Genomic DNA, 17,336 nt, shown 5'->3' with positions numbered 1-17,336 from the left:
TGCTGAGGCGCTCAGTGCTAAACCAAGTAAAGAGACCAATGGCTTATTAAGATTAAATTTCATTCTAAATCCCCTTACTTATACTGGCCATTTCTTGAGCTACACCTGTTACAATTGTAAGTTCGTGCTTTGCTTTAGAGCCATATTGAATAGTGGTAGAAACTTGCAACATGTTACACGATATACCGGCAGTAAAATTAAATCGGCGTGGGCATTCTAAATCAAGCGCCCCCTGATTTAGGTTTACCATTTTGCTTTGCATATCGTCGTGCGTGGCTATTACCATCCCTTCATCATCTGCGCCTGCATGAGTTGATACTTCATCTGGCGTTAAAAAAAACTGATTAGCAGCACCTTTGCTTGCCTCATCAGAAATCATTCGCTGTACTTCTCCAATAAGCTCATTTTCAGCGACTTCTCGCTCTTGAGCTGCATTGGTAATTTTTATATCTACACTACTGCTGCTCATTAATGTAACGGCAATTCCCGTTACAGCAATAACCATAATAAGGGCTGTAATAAGCACAACACCTTGTTGTTTATTTGCGTGTTTACTTAGATACGCCATAAATTTGCTCCCACGTTATTTAAACGAATTGTGGTGGTAAATACTGTTCTTCTGTAAGTATCGGTAAAAGTGAGCTCTCGGGAGTCTTCATCTTCACCTAAAATATATGTTTGATTTTTTATTTTAAGACCCGGATCTGGCTGCAATGCTCTAACTAATAAAAAAACCTGCACTGTTAGAATACTTTTGCGGTTTTCCCAGTCAGAGTGCTGCATGTCCTCAATGCTTCGGTACGAATCAACACGGCTATCACTGTCTGTATCTAAACCAAATACAAAGCGCATGTTTTCAACGCCCTCCATTATGGTTTCGGCCTTCATGTTGGCGCCATTTAAGCGTTTACGCATTAATGCTGGTACTGTAAGGCTTTTATTATTTACCGTATAAGTTTGCTCTGCGAGGTAATAAACATGATGGCTATAAGGCCACACCGTGGCATTAACGTTTAAACTACCCGCAGCTACAACGCCTCGGGTAAATTCTGCGCTTTCTTGCTCAGCTATAAAATAGTTTTCATCCGCTTGTGTTTCATTAGTGGCGCCATCTACCGTGAGCTGCTCACCTTGTAAAAACTTGATTTGTAAAATGTCAGTTCCTGCAATTGGCTTACTTATACAGTTAAGCTCACTTGTTGAACTGGCCTCTTTTGCATAAATAGTTCTGAAATTGCTAGAGGATGCTAAATCTGGAAAGCTGCCGTTATTAAGCCCTTCGAAGCAATCACCACCAGGGTTAGCTAACGTTTGTGTGTTTGCTGCAGTAAACGAATCATCATAATAAGTTCCCCAAAAGCCTACCTGCTCTATATCACGCTGCATAATATTAATGGCTAAGCGGCCTGACTCTTGTAACTCGCCTATTGTCATTGTGTCTTTTGTGGTTACTTTCATGCCAATATAGGTAAACATCACCCCACCTAAAATGAGCCCACCAATAAATAATGAAATCATCATTTCTATTAGTGTAAAACCTTTTTCTCTCATGTTAGCTCCTTAGGTATATATAGCTATTTAATGCAACCAAACGGCGTTTTTTATCGTCAGTACCGCATTTTAGCGCTTTGGTTTCATCATTGGCATTAAACTCTTGGCGGCCTTGCCAAGACACTATTACTTCAATATTAAACCCACGCCCACCCGTACCTGCTGCAGCCGTAGGGTTTATACATACAGTGGCATCATCGAGAGAGCCGGTATTTTCGCGTGCACGAATGGCGCGTTTCCATTGCTGTAAATCAAGGGCTGCAACTTGCGCTGCAGTGCATGACCCACTAAAACAAGCCGTAGAGGTAGACGTTGATGTTTTACTGGTAAAAGTTTGCGTATATAAAGCAACTAGCTGTGCGGTATCATTTGCTCTAATGCGCTGAATAATATCATTTCCTAACGCTACCGCGGCTGCGCGCTGCATAGAGTCAAAGCTTGCCTGCTTAGCTTTTGCTTGCAGTGCAACAGCGCCTAATAAGCCAAAGCTTAAAATAATAAACGCAATCAGCACTTCAATTAAGGTAAAGCCTTTTTGAGGTTTTTTGTGAGGTGAATGCATAGTAAAAACCAAATAAATTTTATCTGATTATAAGTTTATGCATTGAAAATGTAGATGCAATATATACTAGGACAAGCGGTTAAATTTGTTGATAAACGGTTAACAGCATCAAACCAATTGAGCTTTGAGGATTAAAGTTACTCTATCTGGAGGCGATTTAACTCCAGCGCAATGCTGCTAATTTAGTGGGCTCAATAGCGGCCTCTGCCTTACTTAAAAAGCCAAGCAACCTACTAAAAATTCAACCTAAAACATAACAGGCTCTAACTTAGCGCATTTTTTACTGTTTTTAGCTCTCGCCTACTTACGCTTAATTGCTCCTTACATCCGGCTAGTTCTACGCTATGTACACCAGGGCTTTGAGTATGCAAGGCAACAAGCTTTTGTTTGTTTATGAGCGTGTTTCTGTGAATACGTAATAATTGCGTTGGGAAGCGTTGCTCAAGTTGTTTTAAGCTTTGTTCAATTAGGGCCTCGCCTTCTTTAAATACCATATTGGTGTATTTTTCTTGGGCATTAAAGTAATACACTTGATCAAGTTCAATACTTTTTATTGTGCCACCAAGCTGATAACTAATTTTTGTAGATTGCTGCTTTTGCATTTGCGCTTTATTTAAACGCCCTACTTGCACTAACACTTTATTTAATGCTTGTTCAGTAACTGGTTTTACTAAGTATCCTGCGGCACTGAGCTGTAGCGCATCAAGTGCATACTCGGGGTAAGCCGTTACAAATACTATTGCAGGTGGCACGCTCAGTGTATTGAGTTGCTGCGCTACCTTTAGACCATTAATACCCGGCATATCTATGTCTAAAAAAACCAAATCGGGATGAATCTGCTTGATAATGGCAAGCCCCTGCGCGCCGTTATCACCTTCGCCTTTAACTAAAATATGCTCGTTGTGCTGCAGTAGCCGCTTTATTCTAGCGCGAGCTAGCGGTTCATCATCAATAATTACAACATTCATTGGGGGTTCTCAAACTGCTTAGGGATCACCACTTTTACTCTAAATACATCCTCTTTTTGTGTGATCGCTAGTTGTGCTTTTTCTTTGTAATATATAAACAATCGCTGGCGAATATTTTCAAGTGCCATGCCGTTATTTGGTCTTTTTAACGCCTCATTATGAGTGATAGGGTTAGAAACAATCAATGTTAAATACCCTGTTGTTACGTGTAGCTCGACACTAATAACGGCCCCTGTTTCACTGGGCTCTACCCCATGACACACCGCATTTTCTATTAACGGCTGAAGGGTTAAGCACGGAATACTAATATCTGGTAAATCAGCAGGCACTTGCCAATTAAGCTTTAAACGACTGCCAAAGCGCCAGGTTTCCAGCGCAACATATTGTTTTGATAAGGTCAGCTCATCTTCGAGAGAAACGCGCTGTCCCGAGCGCATAGCCGCTTGCGACAACGCCGCAAGCGCAAGTATTGCTTGCTCTGCAGCATCGGCATCATGATGTGTTAGCTCGGCGGCGGTATTAAGGCTATTGTACAAAAAATGAGGGCGAATTCTGGCTTGCAAAGCATCAAGCTCTGCGCGCGAGAGCGCTTTTGTTTGCTGCTCTTTTTCAAAATAAATCAGTAAAAACTGTACAAATAAAGCCGTGATCAAAAAAACAATTAAGCAGTTTCGTAATACAAAATAAATACTCGTTTCATTATTTGCAATATCTAAAAAATAGCGGGCACACAGCACACTAAATAAAGCGGTACTGACTAAAAAGGAAATGAAAAAAGCAAAAAGTTGGGTGGTTTGCGGCTTTTTTTGTAAAACACCCCGAAAAGAGTATAAAGCAGAAATACTAACCAAAACGGTCAAATGAGAAAATAAACTAATTACGCCAAGGCTTTGCCAGCTATCCCCCTCAACAAAAGGAGCAAACGCTAAGATGGTAGCTACAACTTGGGTAACAATAAGCGTGGCAAGTACCCCGCGCTCGTTAAAAAGAGCCGAAAAAAGCAATGTTTCACCTTGCGGTAACTTGCTCATAACGGCTCTCCTTGTAATCTAAATAATTAATTTATATAGATTAACGCAGCTCAACAGGAACGGCAAATACGATATTCTCTTCTTCACCTGGGTTTTCAACTACCTGCTTGCCGCCTAGCTCTTTTAAGCGTGCAATAACTTGTTGTACAAGCACTTCTGGCGCAGAAGCCCCCGCAGTTACTCCCACAGAGTTAGTTTCGCCAAACCACTGTGCTTCAACATTGGTTGCATCATCGATTAAATAAGCGGTTGTGCCCATTTTATCTGCAAGTTCACGTAAACGGTTAGAGTTAGAGCTGTTTTTAGCCCCCACAACTAATAACACATCTACTTTGTCTGCTAAATCACGCACAGCATCTTGACGGTTTTGTGTCGCATAGCAAATGTCATCTTTACGCGGGCCATCAATTGCTGGGAATTTTTCGCGCAGCGCATCAATTACATCTGCAGTGTCATCTACCGAAAGCGTTGTTTGGCTACAATAAAATAGATTATCAGCATTTTTAACGTTAAGTTTGGCAACATCTTCTGCGGTTTCTACAAGGTAAATACCACCGTCGTTATTGTCATACTGCCCCATAGTACCCTCAACTTCTGGGTGTCCATGGTGACCAATTAAAATACACTCAATACCTTTACGGCTCGCACGCGTTACTTCCATATGCACTTTAGTAACTAATGGGCATGTTGCGTCAAATACTTTTAGATCGCGGCGTTTAGCTTCTGAGCGTACCGCTTGCGATACACCGTGGGCGCTAAAAATAACAATGCTGTCATCAGGTACTTGGTCTAGCTCTTCAACAAATACGGCACCACGGTTTTTTAAGCCATCTACTACGTAGCGGTTATGAACGACCTCGTGGCGTACGTAAATTGGCTTTTCAAAAATATCTAAAGCGCGCTCTACTATGCTAATTGCACGGTCTACCCCTGCACAAAAGCCTCGCGGGTTCGCTAATAAAATATCCATTAGCCTTGCACCTCAATAATATCTACTTCAAACGTTAAACGTTGACCTGCTAACGGATGATTAAAATCTATAGTAACCGACTCACCTTGTACTTCGCGTACCAGTCCTGGCAGCTCAGTACCATCTGGCTGAGTAAAGGCAATAATTGCGCCGACTTTAGCTGGCGTTTCTGCACCAAATTTACTGCGTTCTACATAGTAAATATTATCTGGATTAGGTTGGCCAAAGGCGTCCTCTGGCTCTAATTCAAACGTTTTGCTTTCGCCTGCACTTAAACCTAGTAAGCACTTTTCAAAATTAGCCGTTAAGCTGCCATCACCCATCGTTAACTTGGCTGGTTTATTATGCACCTTGGTTGAGTCTGCGGCAGAGCCATCTTCTAGTTTAATAGAAAAGTGAAAAATAACCTCTGAGTTTTCACCAATTACAGCTTGGCTCATGCTTTATGCTCCTTCGGACTTTCGCCTGTAAAGGCATCAAATAATAATAATGCGGCACCAATACAAATTGCACAGTCGGCAATATTAAATACTGGAAAATGCGAGTTTTTATAAAACACATGTATAAAGTCAATTACATAACCATAAGCAACACGGTCATATAAATTACCAATAGCGCCAGCAAGCACTAACGCATAAGCACTACATAATATTTTATTTGTCGCTGGTAAACGCTTTAACCACCACACTAATAGCGCACTAATAGCAATGGCAATAAAACTTAAAAACCAACGTTGCCAGCCACCCGCTTCACTTAAAAAGCTGTAGGCCGCTCCATAGTTATGTACGTAGGTAATACTAAAAACAGGTAGTAAATTAATCGACTCTTGATAAGCCATGGTATTTACAACAAGTGTTTTAGTGGCAAAGTCTATTACAAGCAGTAATAGACTTAACCAAAGCCACACTAAACCACTTTTTTGGGCTAGTTTGCTCACTGAGTAAAGCTCCTAAGCGAATTGACGCTTTTCACCTTCGCCGTCAACATTGCTTACACAACGACCACAAATTTCAGGGTGTGCAGGTTCTGAACCTACATCATCGCTGTAATGCCAACAACGCTCACATTTAGTTGCATCTGTGGCTGCTACGCTAATGTACAAACCTTCAATTTCGGTTGTTTGTGTATCACTTGGCTGGCTATCTACTGCAGATACAGTGACCGCAGACGTTAGTAATACAAAACGTAGTTCATCACCTAATGCTGCTAACTTATCAGCCAGTGCTTTTTCGGCGTATAAGTTAACGCTTGCTTGTAACGTTGCGCCAATTACTTCTTCTTTACGGGCTGCTTCTAGTACGCGGTTTACTTCGTCACGTACATTTAGAATCGCTTGCCAGTCATCGTTGCTAAATTGGCTGTTTGTCGGTGCGTGTAAACCGTCGTACCATACCGATGTAAATACGTAATCGCTACGCTCGCCCGGTAGTGCTTCCCAAATTTCTTGGGCTGTAAAGCTCATAATTGGTGCCATCCAACGAGTCATTGCCTCAGCAATATGATAAAGCGCAGTTTGACAAGAACGACGTGCATGACTGTCGCTTTTTGCTGTGTACTGACGGTCTTTAATTACATCTAAGTAGAACGAACCGAGCTCACCTGTACAGAAGTTCATTAGCTTTTGCGTTACTAATAGCATTTGGTAGCTATCGTAGGCTGCTAAAATTTCTTCTTGTAATTGGGCTGCACGGCCAACAATCCACTTATCAAGCTCAACCATATCATCAACAGCAACTTGGTCTGTTTTTGGATCAAAACCACTTAAGTTAGCTAATAAGTAACGGCTAGTGTTACGAATACGGCGGTAGCGATCTGCAGAGCGTTTAAATATTTCATCCGATACCGTCATTTCGGCGGTGTAATCGGTAGAAGCTACCCATAAACGTAAAATGTCAGCGCCAAGTTTATTCATCACGTTTTGTGGTGAAATAACGTTGCCTAACGATTTTGACATTTTGCGGCCGTTTTCATCTACGGTAAAGCCGTGCGTTAGTACTTGCTTGTAAGGTGCGTGACCGTTAATAGCAACTGAGGTCATCATTGATGACATAAACCAACCTCGGTGCTGATCAGAACCTTCTAGGTATAAATCGGCTGGGCCAACTAACTCTTCACGTGCATCAACAACACACGCATGTGTTACGCCCGAATCAAACCATACATCTAACGTATCTTGTACTTTCATGTATTGCTTGGCATCTTCTTCGCCTAACAAGGTGGCAGGCTCTAGGTCATACCATGCTTGAATGCCTGATTTTTCTACCAGCTCTGCAGCTTGCTCAATAAGCGCTTGCGTATTTGGGTGTAAAGCACCAGTGTCTTTATCAACAAATAAAGCAATTGGCACACCCCAAGTACGTTGGCGTGAAATACACCAATCTGGGCGACCTTCAACCATGTTCGCAATGCGGCTTTCGCCCCACTCTGGCAACCATTGGGTGTTTTTAATTTCGCTTAACGAGTCTTGACGTAAGTTAGCCTGATCCATGCTTACAAACCACTGCGGTGTAGCACGGAAAATAATAGGCGTTTTGTGGCGCCAACAATGCGGGTAGCTATGCGTAAGCGCATGATGATGCATTAAAGCACCGCGCTCTGTTAGTACGTCAATTACACTGGCATTTGCTTTAAATACATGCTGACCAGCAAATAATTCTGTATCAGGTAGGTAAACGCCATTCGCGCCTACAGGGTTTGCTACTTCAAGATTGTAATTTAAGCCTGCCGCGAAATCTTCTTGGCCATGGCCTGGCGCAGTATGTACCACACCCGTACCGGAGTCAGTAGTAACGTGGTCAGCTACAATTACCGGTACATCAAAATCGTAAAATGGATGAGCAACGTGTAAGTTTTCAAGTGCTGCACCTTTAACATAACCTAGTACGTGGAAATGATTAAAGCCATAACGGTCCATTGCATCTTTAACAAGCTCTGAGCCTAAAATTAAACGTTGCTGTGAGCCTTCATCATCTACTTGTACTAAGGCGTACTCTAAATCTGCATGCACTGCTACCGCACGGTTAGCGGGTAAAGTCCACGGCGTTGTAGTCCAAATAACAGTACCTACACTGCCTTGGCCTTTATGGCCATCGGCTAAATCAAAGGCATTAACAACCGCGTCTTGATCTGCAAATGTAAAACGTACGTCAATCGCTGGAGATTGCTTATCTTGGTACTCTACTTCAGCCTCTGCTAATGCAGAACCACAGTCTGTACACCAATGCACAGGCTTTGCACCTTTATGAAGGTGGCCATTTTTAATAATACGACCAAGCACGCGAATAGCGTTTGCTTCAAAGTCATAGTTCATTGTTAAGTAAGGTTTGTCCCAATCGCCAAACACACCTAAACGTTTAAAGTCTACTTTTTGACCTTCAACTTGCTTTTTAGCGTAAGCACGGCATTTTTCACGAAACTCGCTCGCAGTTACTTTAACGCCAGGCTTGCCTACTTTTTTCTCAACCATTAGCTCAATTGGCAAACCATGACAGTCCCAACCAGGCACATAAGGTGCATCAAAGTCAGATAAAGTTTTAGACTTAACAATTATGTCTTTTAAAATTTTATTTACTGAGTGGCCTAAATGGATATCGCCGTTTGCATACGGAGGGCCGTCATGCAAAATAAAGGTCTTTTTACCTTTTTTAGCGCTGCGAATTTGACCGTACAGGTCGTCTTCATACCATGCTTTAAGCATTTTTGGTTCACGTTGTGCCAAATTGCCACGCATTGGAAACTGTGTTTCCGGTAAATTCAAAGTATGTTTGTAGTCGCTCATTAATCCTACTTTCCGTATCTATCGGCTACCTAATTTAAACCAAAACACTGTTTTGCGGCGGCAACATCGGTTGCAATTTGTGCCGTTAACTGTGTTAATGTCTCGAATTTTTTCTCATCGCGAAGTTTTTTTATTAACTCCACGTGCATAAACTGTCCATATATATCTTGTGCAAAGTCAAAAAGATGAACTTCTAACAAAGCACGAGTTCCATTAAAAGTGGGCTTGTTACCAATATTGGCTACCCCATAAACGTGTTTTCCGGCAATGTTTGCTTTTACGGCAAACACCCCATTTACAGGGCAAACTTGGCGTTTAAGCGCTATATTTGCAGTTCGAAAACCAAGCTCTCGCCCTCTTTTCCAACCATGTATTACACGCCCTGAAATAGCATAATTATGCCCTAGCATTAACTTAGCATTTTCTAAGTCGCCTGCGGCTAATGCTTCACGTATTAGTGTGCTGCTTACTCTAGCATTTAATTGGCGAAAACTCGCGGTGCTTTTTACATCCATGCCCGCTTGTTTGCCCATACTGAGCAGTAAATTAAAATTCCCTTGGCGCTGTTTACCAAATTTAAAATCATCACCTACTGTGAGTGCTTTAACGCCTAGCTTTTTAATTAAAATATCACTAACAAATTGCTCAGCGTGCATATTGGCAAATTGTTGGTTAAAGCTAATACAAATAACCCGCTCAATACCTAAGTTACTTAGTAATCTGAGTTTGTCGCGTAACCGAGTAAGTCGAGCTGGCGCATTGTTTTTAGCAAAAAACTCTTGCGGCTGCGGCTCAAATAACATCACAGTACTGGGTAAGTTATGTGCTTTGGCATCCGCTAACAGCCCTTTTAACACTTCGCCATGGCCTAAATGCACACCGTCAAAATTACCAATAGTCAACACACAACCATAATGTTGCGCTCGAATATTGTGTATACCTCTAATTAACTCCATGCCACCTAATGCCTTTTTCAGCGAGTATTATTAACGACTTTAAAATCGGTCAAAACCACAGGGCTGCCGATTATAATCTTTTTTTTAGTTTGATTCAGTAGTTGCTACACTTTTTATCGTATTTAGTCTTACACCAAGTAAAAACAGCACCGCAAAGTAACTTATTGCAGCAATTACTAGCAATACAATTAACAACATTACTTGCTCAGAAAAATGCCATGTAGCCCAATAATATCGGCTGCTGACGTACCACGTTAGAGCGCCCATTACCAAGCTTGCCACTATGCACTTTACGCTAAAGCGCAGGCTCATTGCAGAAAACTGATACACGTTTTCTTTTTTAAGTTGCCTGTAAAGTAAAAAAGCATTGCAACTGGCCGACATAGACGTTGCTAAAGCAAGCCCTAAATATCCTATAAACGGGGCTAGCATAATATTAAATACCATATTAAGCACCAGCGTAATAATACCAATGCGCACAGGTGTTTTGGTATCTTGGCGCGAGTAAAAACCCGGCGCTAATACTTTAATAAGCATAAAGCTAACTAACCCTACCGAGTAGGCAACCACCCCTAGGCTTACCGCTTTGACATGATCAACATCAGCGTCTTTAAATGCGCCGTGATCAAATAACACAGTAATGATAAGCGGGCTTATAATCATTAAGCCGACCATGGCGGGTATGCCTAAAAAAATCACAAAACGCACACCCCAATCTAACGTATGTTGAAAATCACTGAGCTTTTTACTGCTATGTAATTTAGAAAGTGCGGGTAAAATAACAGTGGCAATACCAATACCAAATAAACCAAGTGGAAACTCAATTAACCTATCTGAGTAATAAAGCCATGCGATAGAGCCCGTCATTAATAGCGAGGCAATCATGGTGTCGAGCAGGAGGTTAATTTGGCTTATTGAAACACCAAATAATGCCGGTAGCATAAGCTTACGCACTTTTTTAACGTTCTCGTCTTGCCACGCCCAGCGAGGACGAGCCAGCATTTTTGCTCGGTATAAAAATGGTAACTGAAACAACAATTGCACCACCCCGCCCACAAATACACCAATAGCTAACGCATACGCCCCCACGCTAAATTTGTCGTGCAATAAAATGGCGCAGGTAATAATTGAAACATTAAGTAATACGGGCGTAAAAGCAGCCACTGCAAAACGGTTATACACATTCATTACTGCACCGCTAAGTGCTACCAAACTAACAAATAACAAATACGGAAAAGTTAACTTTAATAAGGAGCTTGCCAGCACAAACTTTTCTGCATTAGGGCCACCTTGCCACCAATCTATAAACCAGCCAGTACCAAATAACGCGGCAATAACAGGCGAGGCAATAACGCCAAAAATAGTCACGCAAAGCAAAATAGTGCCCAGCGTACCGGCAGCCTGTGCTACAAATAACTTAACTTTATCATCGCCATGGTGTTCTTTAATTTCACTAAGTACAGGCACAAATGCCTGGGCAAAGGCCCCCTCTGCAAATAGACGGCGTAAAAAATTGGGAATACGGTTAGCAAACAAAAAAACATCAGCAGCTGCACTAGCACCTAATAAGTTTGCAACGACAGCGTCTCGTACTAACCCTAAAATACGCGATATCATTGTCATACAACTTACAATCATACCGGAGCGAAATAATCCTTTTGACACCTTAAACCTACTTAAAAACCTTTAGTTAGCGCAATTATGCCACAGTCTTTTTTATAAATCGCTTTAAAGCACTAGGCTGGGCGTCTGTGCTTTGTTACAATAGCGATATTAACTGCTAAAGCGGCAAATTGATGTTCGTTATAAGGAGCAGTTTTTCTTGAGTTGTTAAATTTAAATTGACATTCATGATAAAAACAGGCATATTCCACGGCCTTTAATTTAAGCTTTATTTAAGATTGTTAGGAGCAAACCTTGGCTAACATCAAGTCTGCAAAAAAACGCGCTATCACTAGCGAAAAAAACCGTCAGCACAACGCAAGCCGTCGTTCAATGATGCGTACTTACTTCAAAAAAGTAACCGCTGCTATTGAAGCTGGCGATAAAGAAGCTGCACAGCAAGCTTTCTCTGTTGCTACACCTATCCTAGACCGTTACGCAACTAAGGGTCTAATTCATAAAAACAAAGCAGCTCGTCATAAGAGCCGTTTAGCAGCTAAAATTAAAGCGCTATAATTTGTTTTATGATTAAAAAACCGGCCTAGGCCGGTTTTTTTATATCTAAAATTTGGTATTTAGCAATCCGCTAAACTTTAAGCTAATTTAACGCATTACTATTAAAGCTGGTTAAACGTTTTCCAAATCGGGATAAAACTTTTTCAACATGGCCGCAATTTTTTTAGGCGTAAATGGCTTAACCACAAATCCTTTAGCACCTTTATCAATGGCTTCTTTAACATTTTCTACTGCTGAATGGGCCGACACCATCACCACATTAGTTTCAGGGTTAATATCATTAATTTGCGCGATTAACTCTTTACCATCGCCGTCAGGCAGTTCAATATCTAAAAAAATCATATTGTAATTAGCTGCTTGGCACTCGCTAATGCATTGTTTAGCCGTTGAAGCCTCTTTAACGTTTTCTATTCCTAAGTGCATGAGCGTTTGGCTCAAAAAACTACGCACTGTGCTAACATCATCTACTATTAAAATTGATAGCTGCGTATCCATGTATCTTCCTCGTAGGCTAAAAGCATTGTATAAGTTATTATATAACTAGATATTTAATCATTTTATTATAGAGACCTACGCTCAAAAGGCCAGATTTGCTTTATGTCAAACAACACAAAAAAACAATCATTGCTTGGTAAAACACCACAAAAAAGAAAAACCCCTGTAAAAAAGCCCCGCAATAGGCCGCAAACAGCACCGCAATCTTCAGCTAACCCAACATCTACCCCAGCAGAGCAGCCTGTAAAGTCTAAAAAAGGGTTACTTATTACGCTGGCTGTCATTTTTTCCGTAGCCATTATTTTTCCAAAACCAACTTTGCTCACCTATAAAAAATTAGGGTTAGTGAGCGAAAGTATTTATTGGCCTGGGGTCTTTGGGTATGGCCGTACATTACTTGATTCAAACTTACACCCGCAGCTAGACGAGAAGCGCAATGCCCTTTATTTATGCGCAGATATGAAGGCGCCGCAAAGCTGTCAAAAGTACCAACTAATAAAAAATAATGGCTTTTTTGCAGCACTAGCTAGCTATATTTAGCATTAAAAAAACTAATCTGAAAATTTAAAATTACTTGGTTGAAAGGTGTGCAAAAGATCAACATAATGGCGCTCCTTTTTTCAACAACTGAACTATTGAAACGACCATGCTAAACGAGCTAGATTGGCTTTTAAACACTGTATTACTTGCACTAGGTTTAGGTGCATTCTTTATTAACCACATAACAATACTGCGTGTTGCAGCGATTAGTGCATGTGGTCTGTTATTTTTGTCTTTTAGCTTGGATTTAATGTCGTCGAGTGTTATTTCGAATATGAGTTTAGTGTTGATCAATACATTTTACTTGTTCAAAGTGTATACGTTTGGACAATTTAATGTAACGCAGAGTTAACATTTCCCCTTAGAATATTTTATAGCCCAGCCTTGCTGGGCTTTTTTATTTGAAAAAATTAAAAGGCTTGGGGAACAGATTGAACTAAGATAAAATTTATCTCGTATTAATCCTCATTTAGGTCTTACTATGTCTTTATCTGATTTCGATTTATTTTTATCTTCTATGGAAGATGTAAAACCTATAAACCACGATACTGTAACTCCCCTTGCAAGTAATCCCAGTGCCACCCTTGCCCAACAAGAAAAACGCAAAGCTGCCGAGCTTAGCCTTGCGAATGACGAAAATTACTTACAATCTGAGCATGTAGAGCTTTTAGACCCGCATGCATTACTCAGTTTTAAAAAAGATGGCGTACAAAGCGCAGTATTTAAAAACTTACGCTTAGCTAAATACCAAGTTGATGCCACATTAGATTTGCATGGCCAATTACTCAAAAACGCACGCACAACATTATTTAACTTTATTACTGATTGCCACCAGCGAAACATTCGCGTTGTATTAGTACGCCATGGCATTGGTATAAAAAATAAAGCTAAGCCCGCTATACTAAAGAGCTATGTTAATAAGTGGCTACAGGCTCTACCCGCGGTATTAGCGTATCATACCGCTTTAAAGCACCATGGTGGCAGTGGCGCAACATATGTGTTGCTTAAAAAAAGTGATGAGAAAAAGCATGAAAACCGAGAGATCCATGCTAAACGGTACTAATTAACTTATTTAACTAAATACCAGTAACGAAGCGCACTTTAGTAATTAAATGACCTAATGAAAGGTGGGTACTCTTTAATGATCTGGCTTTATTAGGCCAAAAACAAATTAACAGAGCCCACTTTTTATAATTTGCCTGCAAATGCACTTATTCACTTTGTGAAGTTTGTGAACTTTTGCTTTGTGGCACTTGATCGGCACTTGCTTGGTTAAACCAAGCAGACACGCCTAGCACTATAATAGAAACCACTACTAAACTTAGTTTTACTCCGCCTTGACTTGATTTCATACGTTACTCTTATTATTTTTATTTTAGTGACTAAACTTCACAATAATTAAAATTACAAATGTTAACAAGCTGTTTGTTAAACTGTTTTGCTATCTATTAATAACCTTTTGTTCTATTAACCCGATTATTTAATGTAAGGCTACTTTTTAGGCGATTAATATTTTCTGCAATTTGCGCTGTTACGCTATTTAAATCAGATAACGCGGCGCAGTGTGGTGTAATCGTTATTTTAGCATTATGCCAAAATGGGTGGTCGTGCGGTAGCGGCTCTTGAGTAAATACATCGAGCGTGGCAGCCCTTAACATTTCACTGTTAAGTGCGTTTATTAAATCTTGCTCTACTAGGTGCTCACCTCTGGCAACGTTAATTACACAGGCATGAGCCGGTAACTTAGCTAATAAATCGGCATTAATAATACCCTTAGTATCTTTTGTTAGCGGCAGTAGGCATACCAAGTAGTCAATTGTAGGCAGCATTTCATTAAGGCCTTGCTGCTGAGAATATAGATGCACCTGCTCATCGCTTTTATCAGTTTTTGACCAAGCGCTTACTGTAAAGCCATTCAGGGTTAGTTTTTTGGCGCACGCTTTACCTAGCTCACCAAAGCCTAAAATACCCACGTGATTATATTTATATGCGCGCTTAGGTTTATAATTGCATTGTGATTGCTTAACAAAATACTCTTTTAAACGCAGCTTGTGCGCAAGTACATGGCCTAGCACGTACTCTGCCATATTTTGAGCAAGCTCAGTATCAACAATGCGAACCACGTCTACCTCTTTAGGCAATAAAGACATATTAATACTATCTACACCCGCCCCAAACGATGACACCGCTTTTAAATTTGGTAATTGCTGCCACAAATCATCTGGTGCATTCCAGGCTAATACAAACTCTACATTGTTGAGCTTTTGACACTCTGGCCATTGGATTATTTCTTCATTGGGTAATAGCTCTTTTAGCTTTGCAATTAGCTTTGTATTATCTCGCCCGGTAATGGCTACTAATACCGACATAGAAGCTCCTAATTTTATTGAATAAATTTTATCTACACTAATAAATAACTGAGCAGCTCGTTATGTGCTCTTTAAAAAGTCACACAACTGCAAAGTAAATGTCACACCCTTTTTTTACTCTAAACAGGATGGCGAATAGGCCAAATTGTAAATGAGGTTAATATGATAAGCGTTGATAAAGTAATAGCAGCAAACTTACCACAATTAGAGAACTCCCCTAAAGTAAAAGGTTTAGTTAAAAAGGGGCTTGGCTACTTATTACATGAACAAGAATTTGTCGCCTTTGGCGATGCTTACCCCCATTTACAAGGGCTAGAGTTTGTTGAACAAGTGCTTGATGAGCTTGACTTTGATACCCGCTACAAACCAAAACAAATTGAAAACATACCCAGCGAAGGTAAGTTAGTTATTGTGGCTAACCACCCCATTGGCTCGCTCGACGCACTTGCGCTGATAAAAGTACTTTCCAGCGTTAGGCAAGATTTAAAAGTGGTTGCCAATCGCATGCTAATGTCGGTCACCCCTATGCATTCATTGCTGTTGCCAGTAGATAATTTATCGGGAACCAGTAAAAAACAAGAATTAAGTAATATACAAAGACACTTAAAAGATGAAGGTGCGTTACTTATTTTTCCTGCGGGAGAGGTCTCGCGTTTAAGCCCTACCGGTATTAAAGATTGCAAGTGGAACAGTGGCTTTTTACGCATGGCTAAAAAAGCAAACAGCCCTATTTTACCTATTTATATAAAAGCCAAAAACAGCCCGCTTTTTTATGGCACCTCAATGATTTACAAACCACTTGCGAGCTTATTATTAGTAAAAGAAATGTTTAAGCAGCGACAAAAGTCATTAGAGTTTGAAATTGGCGCTTCCATTCCGCCTGAGTCATATTTAATCGAAAACTTAAAAGATAAAGAAATCGTTAATCTCATTCGCAAGCAACTTTATCGCCTTACCACTAAAAAGCCCCTTCCCCTTAAAACCCAAACCCCTATTGCAATACCTGAGTGCCGCAAAGAGCTTAAAAAAGCCATAGAGAGTTGTCAGTTATTAGGCAAAACACAAGATGGCATGCATATTCATTTATATCAGTACACTGGCAGCTCACCAGTGTTTAGAGAGCTTGGACGACTGAGAGAAATTGCCTTTAGAGCGGTGGGTGAAGGCAGCGGAAAACGCCGCGACATCGACAAATATGATATGGATTATCAACACTTAGTGCTATGGGATCCTACGCAGCTAGAATTAGTGGGGGCATATCGCCTTGCTTGTGCAAAGGAAATAATAGAGAAACATGGCCGAGAAGGCTTATACACCGATAGTTTATTTAGTTACACACAAGCAATGAAACCGTATTTAGAGCAAGGTATAGAACTTGGCCGCAGCTTTGTGCAACCTAAATATTGGGGGCGTAAAAGCTTAGACTACTTATGGTACGGTATTGGCGCATTTATTAAAAACTACCCGCAATATCGTTACTTATTTGGCGCGGTGAGCGTCTCTAACGCCTTGCCTGAACAAGCAAAAGCCATGCTTGTGCATTACTATCAACATTATTATAAATCAGAGCAACACCTCGCCACCCCCAATAACGAGTTTAAATTAAGCGAGCAACAACTCACTCAGTGTAAAACTGTTTTTAGTGGCAACGATGTAAAAGAAGACTTTGTAGAATTAAAACATGTACTGGCCAATATGGGGGCACAAGTTCCTACGCTATTTAAGCAATATACTGAGCTGTGCAAGCCTGGCGGCGTAAAGTTTTTAAGCTTTAGTATCGACCCCGACTTTAACAACTGTATTGATGGGTTAGTGCTAGTAGATTTACAAAACGTAAAAGAAAATAAAGCCAAGCGCTATTTAGGTTAGGGCGTGTTGAACTTTACGGATTGAAATTTGTTCAATCTAGGGGCGATTTAATCGCGGCGCGAGGTTTGT

The 17,336-nt window shown here is 40.7% G+C and carries 19 protein-coding genes; 5 read left to right on the top strand and 14 right to left on the bottom strand.

Annotation, left to right across the window (positions count from 1 at the left end; all coding sequences use genetic code 11):
* Positions 1 to 64: 64 nt before the first annotated feature.
* From B2R65_RS16630 to murJ, 11 genes are all read right to left on the bottom strand, one after another.
* Positions 65 to 568 (bottom strand): hypothetical protein, encoded by a 504-nt coding sequence (locus tag B2R65_RS16630; protein WP_029774108.1) that lies wholly within the window; start codon positions 566 to 568, stop codon positions 65 to 67.
* Entirely contained in the window at positions 556 to 1,551 is a 996-nt protein-coding gene (locus B2R65_RS16625; protein ID WP_029774109.1) for a PilW family protein, read from the bottom strand. Before B2R65_RS16625 ends, B2R65_RS16630 begins: the two co-directional genes overlap by 13 nt.
* 1 nt (position 1,552) lies before the next feature.
* A complete protein-coding gene (gene pilV / locus B2R65_RS16620; RefSeq protein ID WP_024032271.1) occupies positions 1,553 to 2,113 on the bottom strand; it encodes a type IV pilus modification protein PilV in 561 nt (186 codons plus the stop codon).
* 263 nt (positions 2,114 to 2,376) lie between these two features.
* Complete coding sequence (locus tag B2R65_RS16615; protein WP_286744502.1) at positions 2,377 to 3,081, bottom strand: LytR/AlgR family response regulator transcription factor; 705 nt, start codon at positions 3,079 to 3,081, stop codon at positions 2,377 to 2,379.
* A complete protein-coding gene (locus tag B2R65_RS16610) occupies positions 3,078 to 4,112 on the bottom strand; it encodes a sensor histidine kinase (RefSeq protein WP_286744501.1) in 1,035 nt (344 codons plus the stop codon). Before B2R65_RS16610 ends, B2R65_RS16615 begins: the two co-directional genes overlap by 4 nt.
* A 40-nt stretch (positions 4,113 to 4,152) precedes the next feature.
* The gene (gene ispH / locus B2R65_RS16605) at positions 4,153 to 5,082 is read right to left on the bottom strand and encodes a 4-hydroxy-3-methylbut-2-enyl diphosphate reductase (RefSeq protein WP_286744500.1); all 930 of its coding nucleotides are present in this window, start codon (positions 5,080 to 5,082) and stop codon (positions 4,153 to 4,155) included.
* Positions 5,082 to 5,522 (bottom strand): FKBP-type peptidyl-prolyl cis-trans isomerase, encoded by a 441-nt coding sequence (fkpB, locus tag B2R65_RS16600; RefSeq protein WP_004588360.1) that lies wholly within the window; start codon positions 5,520 to 5,522, stop codon positions 5,082 to 5,084. The genes ispH and fkpB overlap by 1 nt, the downstream gene beginning before the upstream one ends.
* Positions 5,519 to 6,019, bottom strand: a complete 501-nt coding sequence (gene lspA, locus B2R65_RS16595) for a signal peptidase II (protein ID WP_004588359.1) — start codon at positions 6,017 to 6,019, stop codon at positions 5,519 to 5,521. The genes fkpB and lspA overlap by 4 nt, the downstream gene beginning before the upstream one ends.
* Before the next feature lie 12 nt (positions 6,020 to 6,031).
* Positions 6,032 to 8,860, bottom strand: a complete 2,829-nt coding sequence (ileS, locus tag B2R65_RS16590) for an isoleucine--tRNA ligase (protein ID WP_054983029.1) — start codon at positions 8,858 to 8,860, stop codon at positions 6,032 to 6,034.
* A gap of 29 nt (positions 8,861 to 8,889) precedes the next feature.
* Complete coding sequence (gene ribF / locus B2R65_RS16585; RefSeq protein WP_004588357.1) at positions 8,890 to 9,816, bottom strand: bifunctional riboflavin kinase/FAD synthetase; 927 nt, start codon at positions 9,814 to 9,816, stop codon at positions 8,890 to 8,892.
* A gap of 84 nt (positions 9,817 to 9,900) precedes the next feature.
* The gene (murJ, locus tag B2R65_RS16580; RefSeq protein ID WP_055253146.1) at positions 9,901 to 11,439 is read right to left on the bottom strand and encodes a murein biosynthesis integral membrane protein MurJ; all 1,539 of its coding nucleotides are present in this window, start codon (positions 11,437 to 11,439) and stop codon (positions 9,901 to 9,903) included.
* 294 nt (positions 11,440 to 11,733) lie between these two features.
* Between murJ and rpsT the strand changes: the two genes are divergently transcribed.
* Entirely contained in the window at positions 11,734 to 11,994 is a 261-nt protein-coding gene (gene rpsT, locus B2R65_RS16575) for a 30S ribosomal protein S20 (protein WP_004588355.1), read from the top strand.
* Positions 11,995 to 12,105: 111 nt separating this feature from the next.
* Here the strand turns inward: rpsT and B2R65_RS16570 are convergent, their stop codons facing one another.
* Positions 12,106 to 12,489, bottom strand: coding sequence for a response regulator (locus B2R65_RS16570; protein ID WP_004588354.1), 384 nt, complete (start codon positions 12,487 to 12,489; stop codon positions 12,106 to 12,108).
* A 102-nt stretch (positions 12,490 to 12,591) separates the two neighbouring features.
* Between B2R65_RS16570 and B2R65_RS16565 the strand changes: the two genes are divergently transcribed.
* The 3 genes from B2R65_RS16565 (at position 12,592) to smrA (ending at position 14,092) form a co-directional block, all read left to right on the top strand.
* Entirely contained in the window at positions 12,592 to 13,029 is a 438-nt protein-coding gene (locus tag B2R65_RS16565; RefSeq protein WP_054983026.1) for a hypothetical protein, read from the top strand.
* Between the two features lie 106 nt (positions 13,030 to 13,135).
* Entirely contained in the window at positions 13,136 to 13,381 is a 246-nt protein-coding gene (locus B2R65_RS16560; RefSeq protein ID WP_083901815.1) for a hypothetical protein, read from the top strand.
* A gap of 129 nt (positions 13,382 to 13,510) precedes the next feature.
* Positions 13,511 to 14,092, top strand: a complete 582-nt coding sequence (gene smrA / locus B2R65_RS16555; RefSeq protein ID WP_286744490.1) for a DNA endonuclease SmrA — start codon at positions 13,511 to 13,513, stop codon at positions 14,090 to 14,092.
* Between the two features lie 148 nt (positions 14,093 to 14,240).
* Here the strand turns inward: smrA and B2R65_RS16550 are convergent, their stop codons facing one another.
* Both B2R65_RS16550 and B2R65_RS16545 read right to left on the bottom strand, forming a co-directional pair.
* The gene (locus B2R65_RS16550) at positions 14,241 to 14,381 is read right to left on the bottom strand and encodes a hypothetical protein (protein WP_024032281.1); all 141 of its coding nucleotides are present in this window, start codon (positions 14,379 to 14,381) and stop codon (positions 14,241 to 14,243) included.
* Between the two features lie 96 nt (positions 14,382 to 14,477).
* Entirely contained in the window at positions 14,478 to 15,398 is a 921-nt protein-coding gene (locus B2R65_RS16545; protein ID WP_286744486.1) for a 2-hydroxyacid dehydrogenase, read from the bottom strand.
* 162 nt (positions 15,399 to 15,560) lie between these two features.
* On the opposite strand from B2R65_RS16545, the gene olsF reads away from it, so the two are divergent.
* A complete protein-coding gene (gene olsF, locus B2R65_RS16540; protein WP_286744483.1) occupies positions 15,561 to 17,267 on the top strand; it encodes a bifunctional ornithine lipid synthase OlsF in 1,707 nt (568 codons plus the stop codon).
* The last annotated feature ends 69 nt before the right edge of the window (positions 17,268 to 17,336 follow it).

The organism is Pseudoalteromonas sp. UBA2102, from assembly GCF_002331165.1.
In the GTDB taxonomy this organism is placed as follows: Bacteria; Pseudomonadota; Gammaproteobacteria; order Enterobacterales; family Alteromonadaceae; genus Pseudoalteromonas; species Pseudoalteromonas atlantica.
The sequence above is the reverse complement of the archived record's forward strand: the minus strand, read 5'-3'. Positions and strand labels throughout refer to the sequence as shown.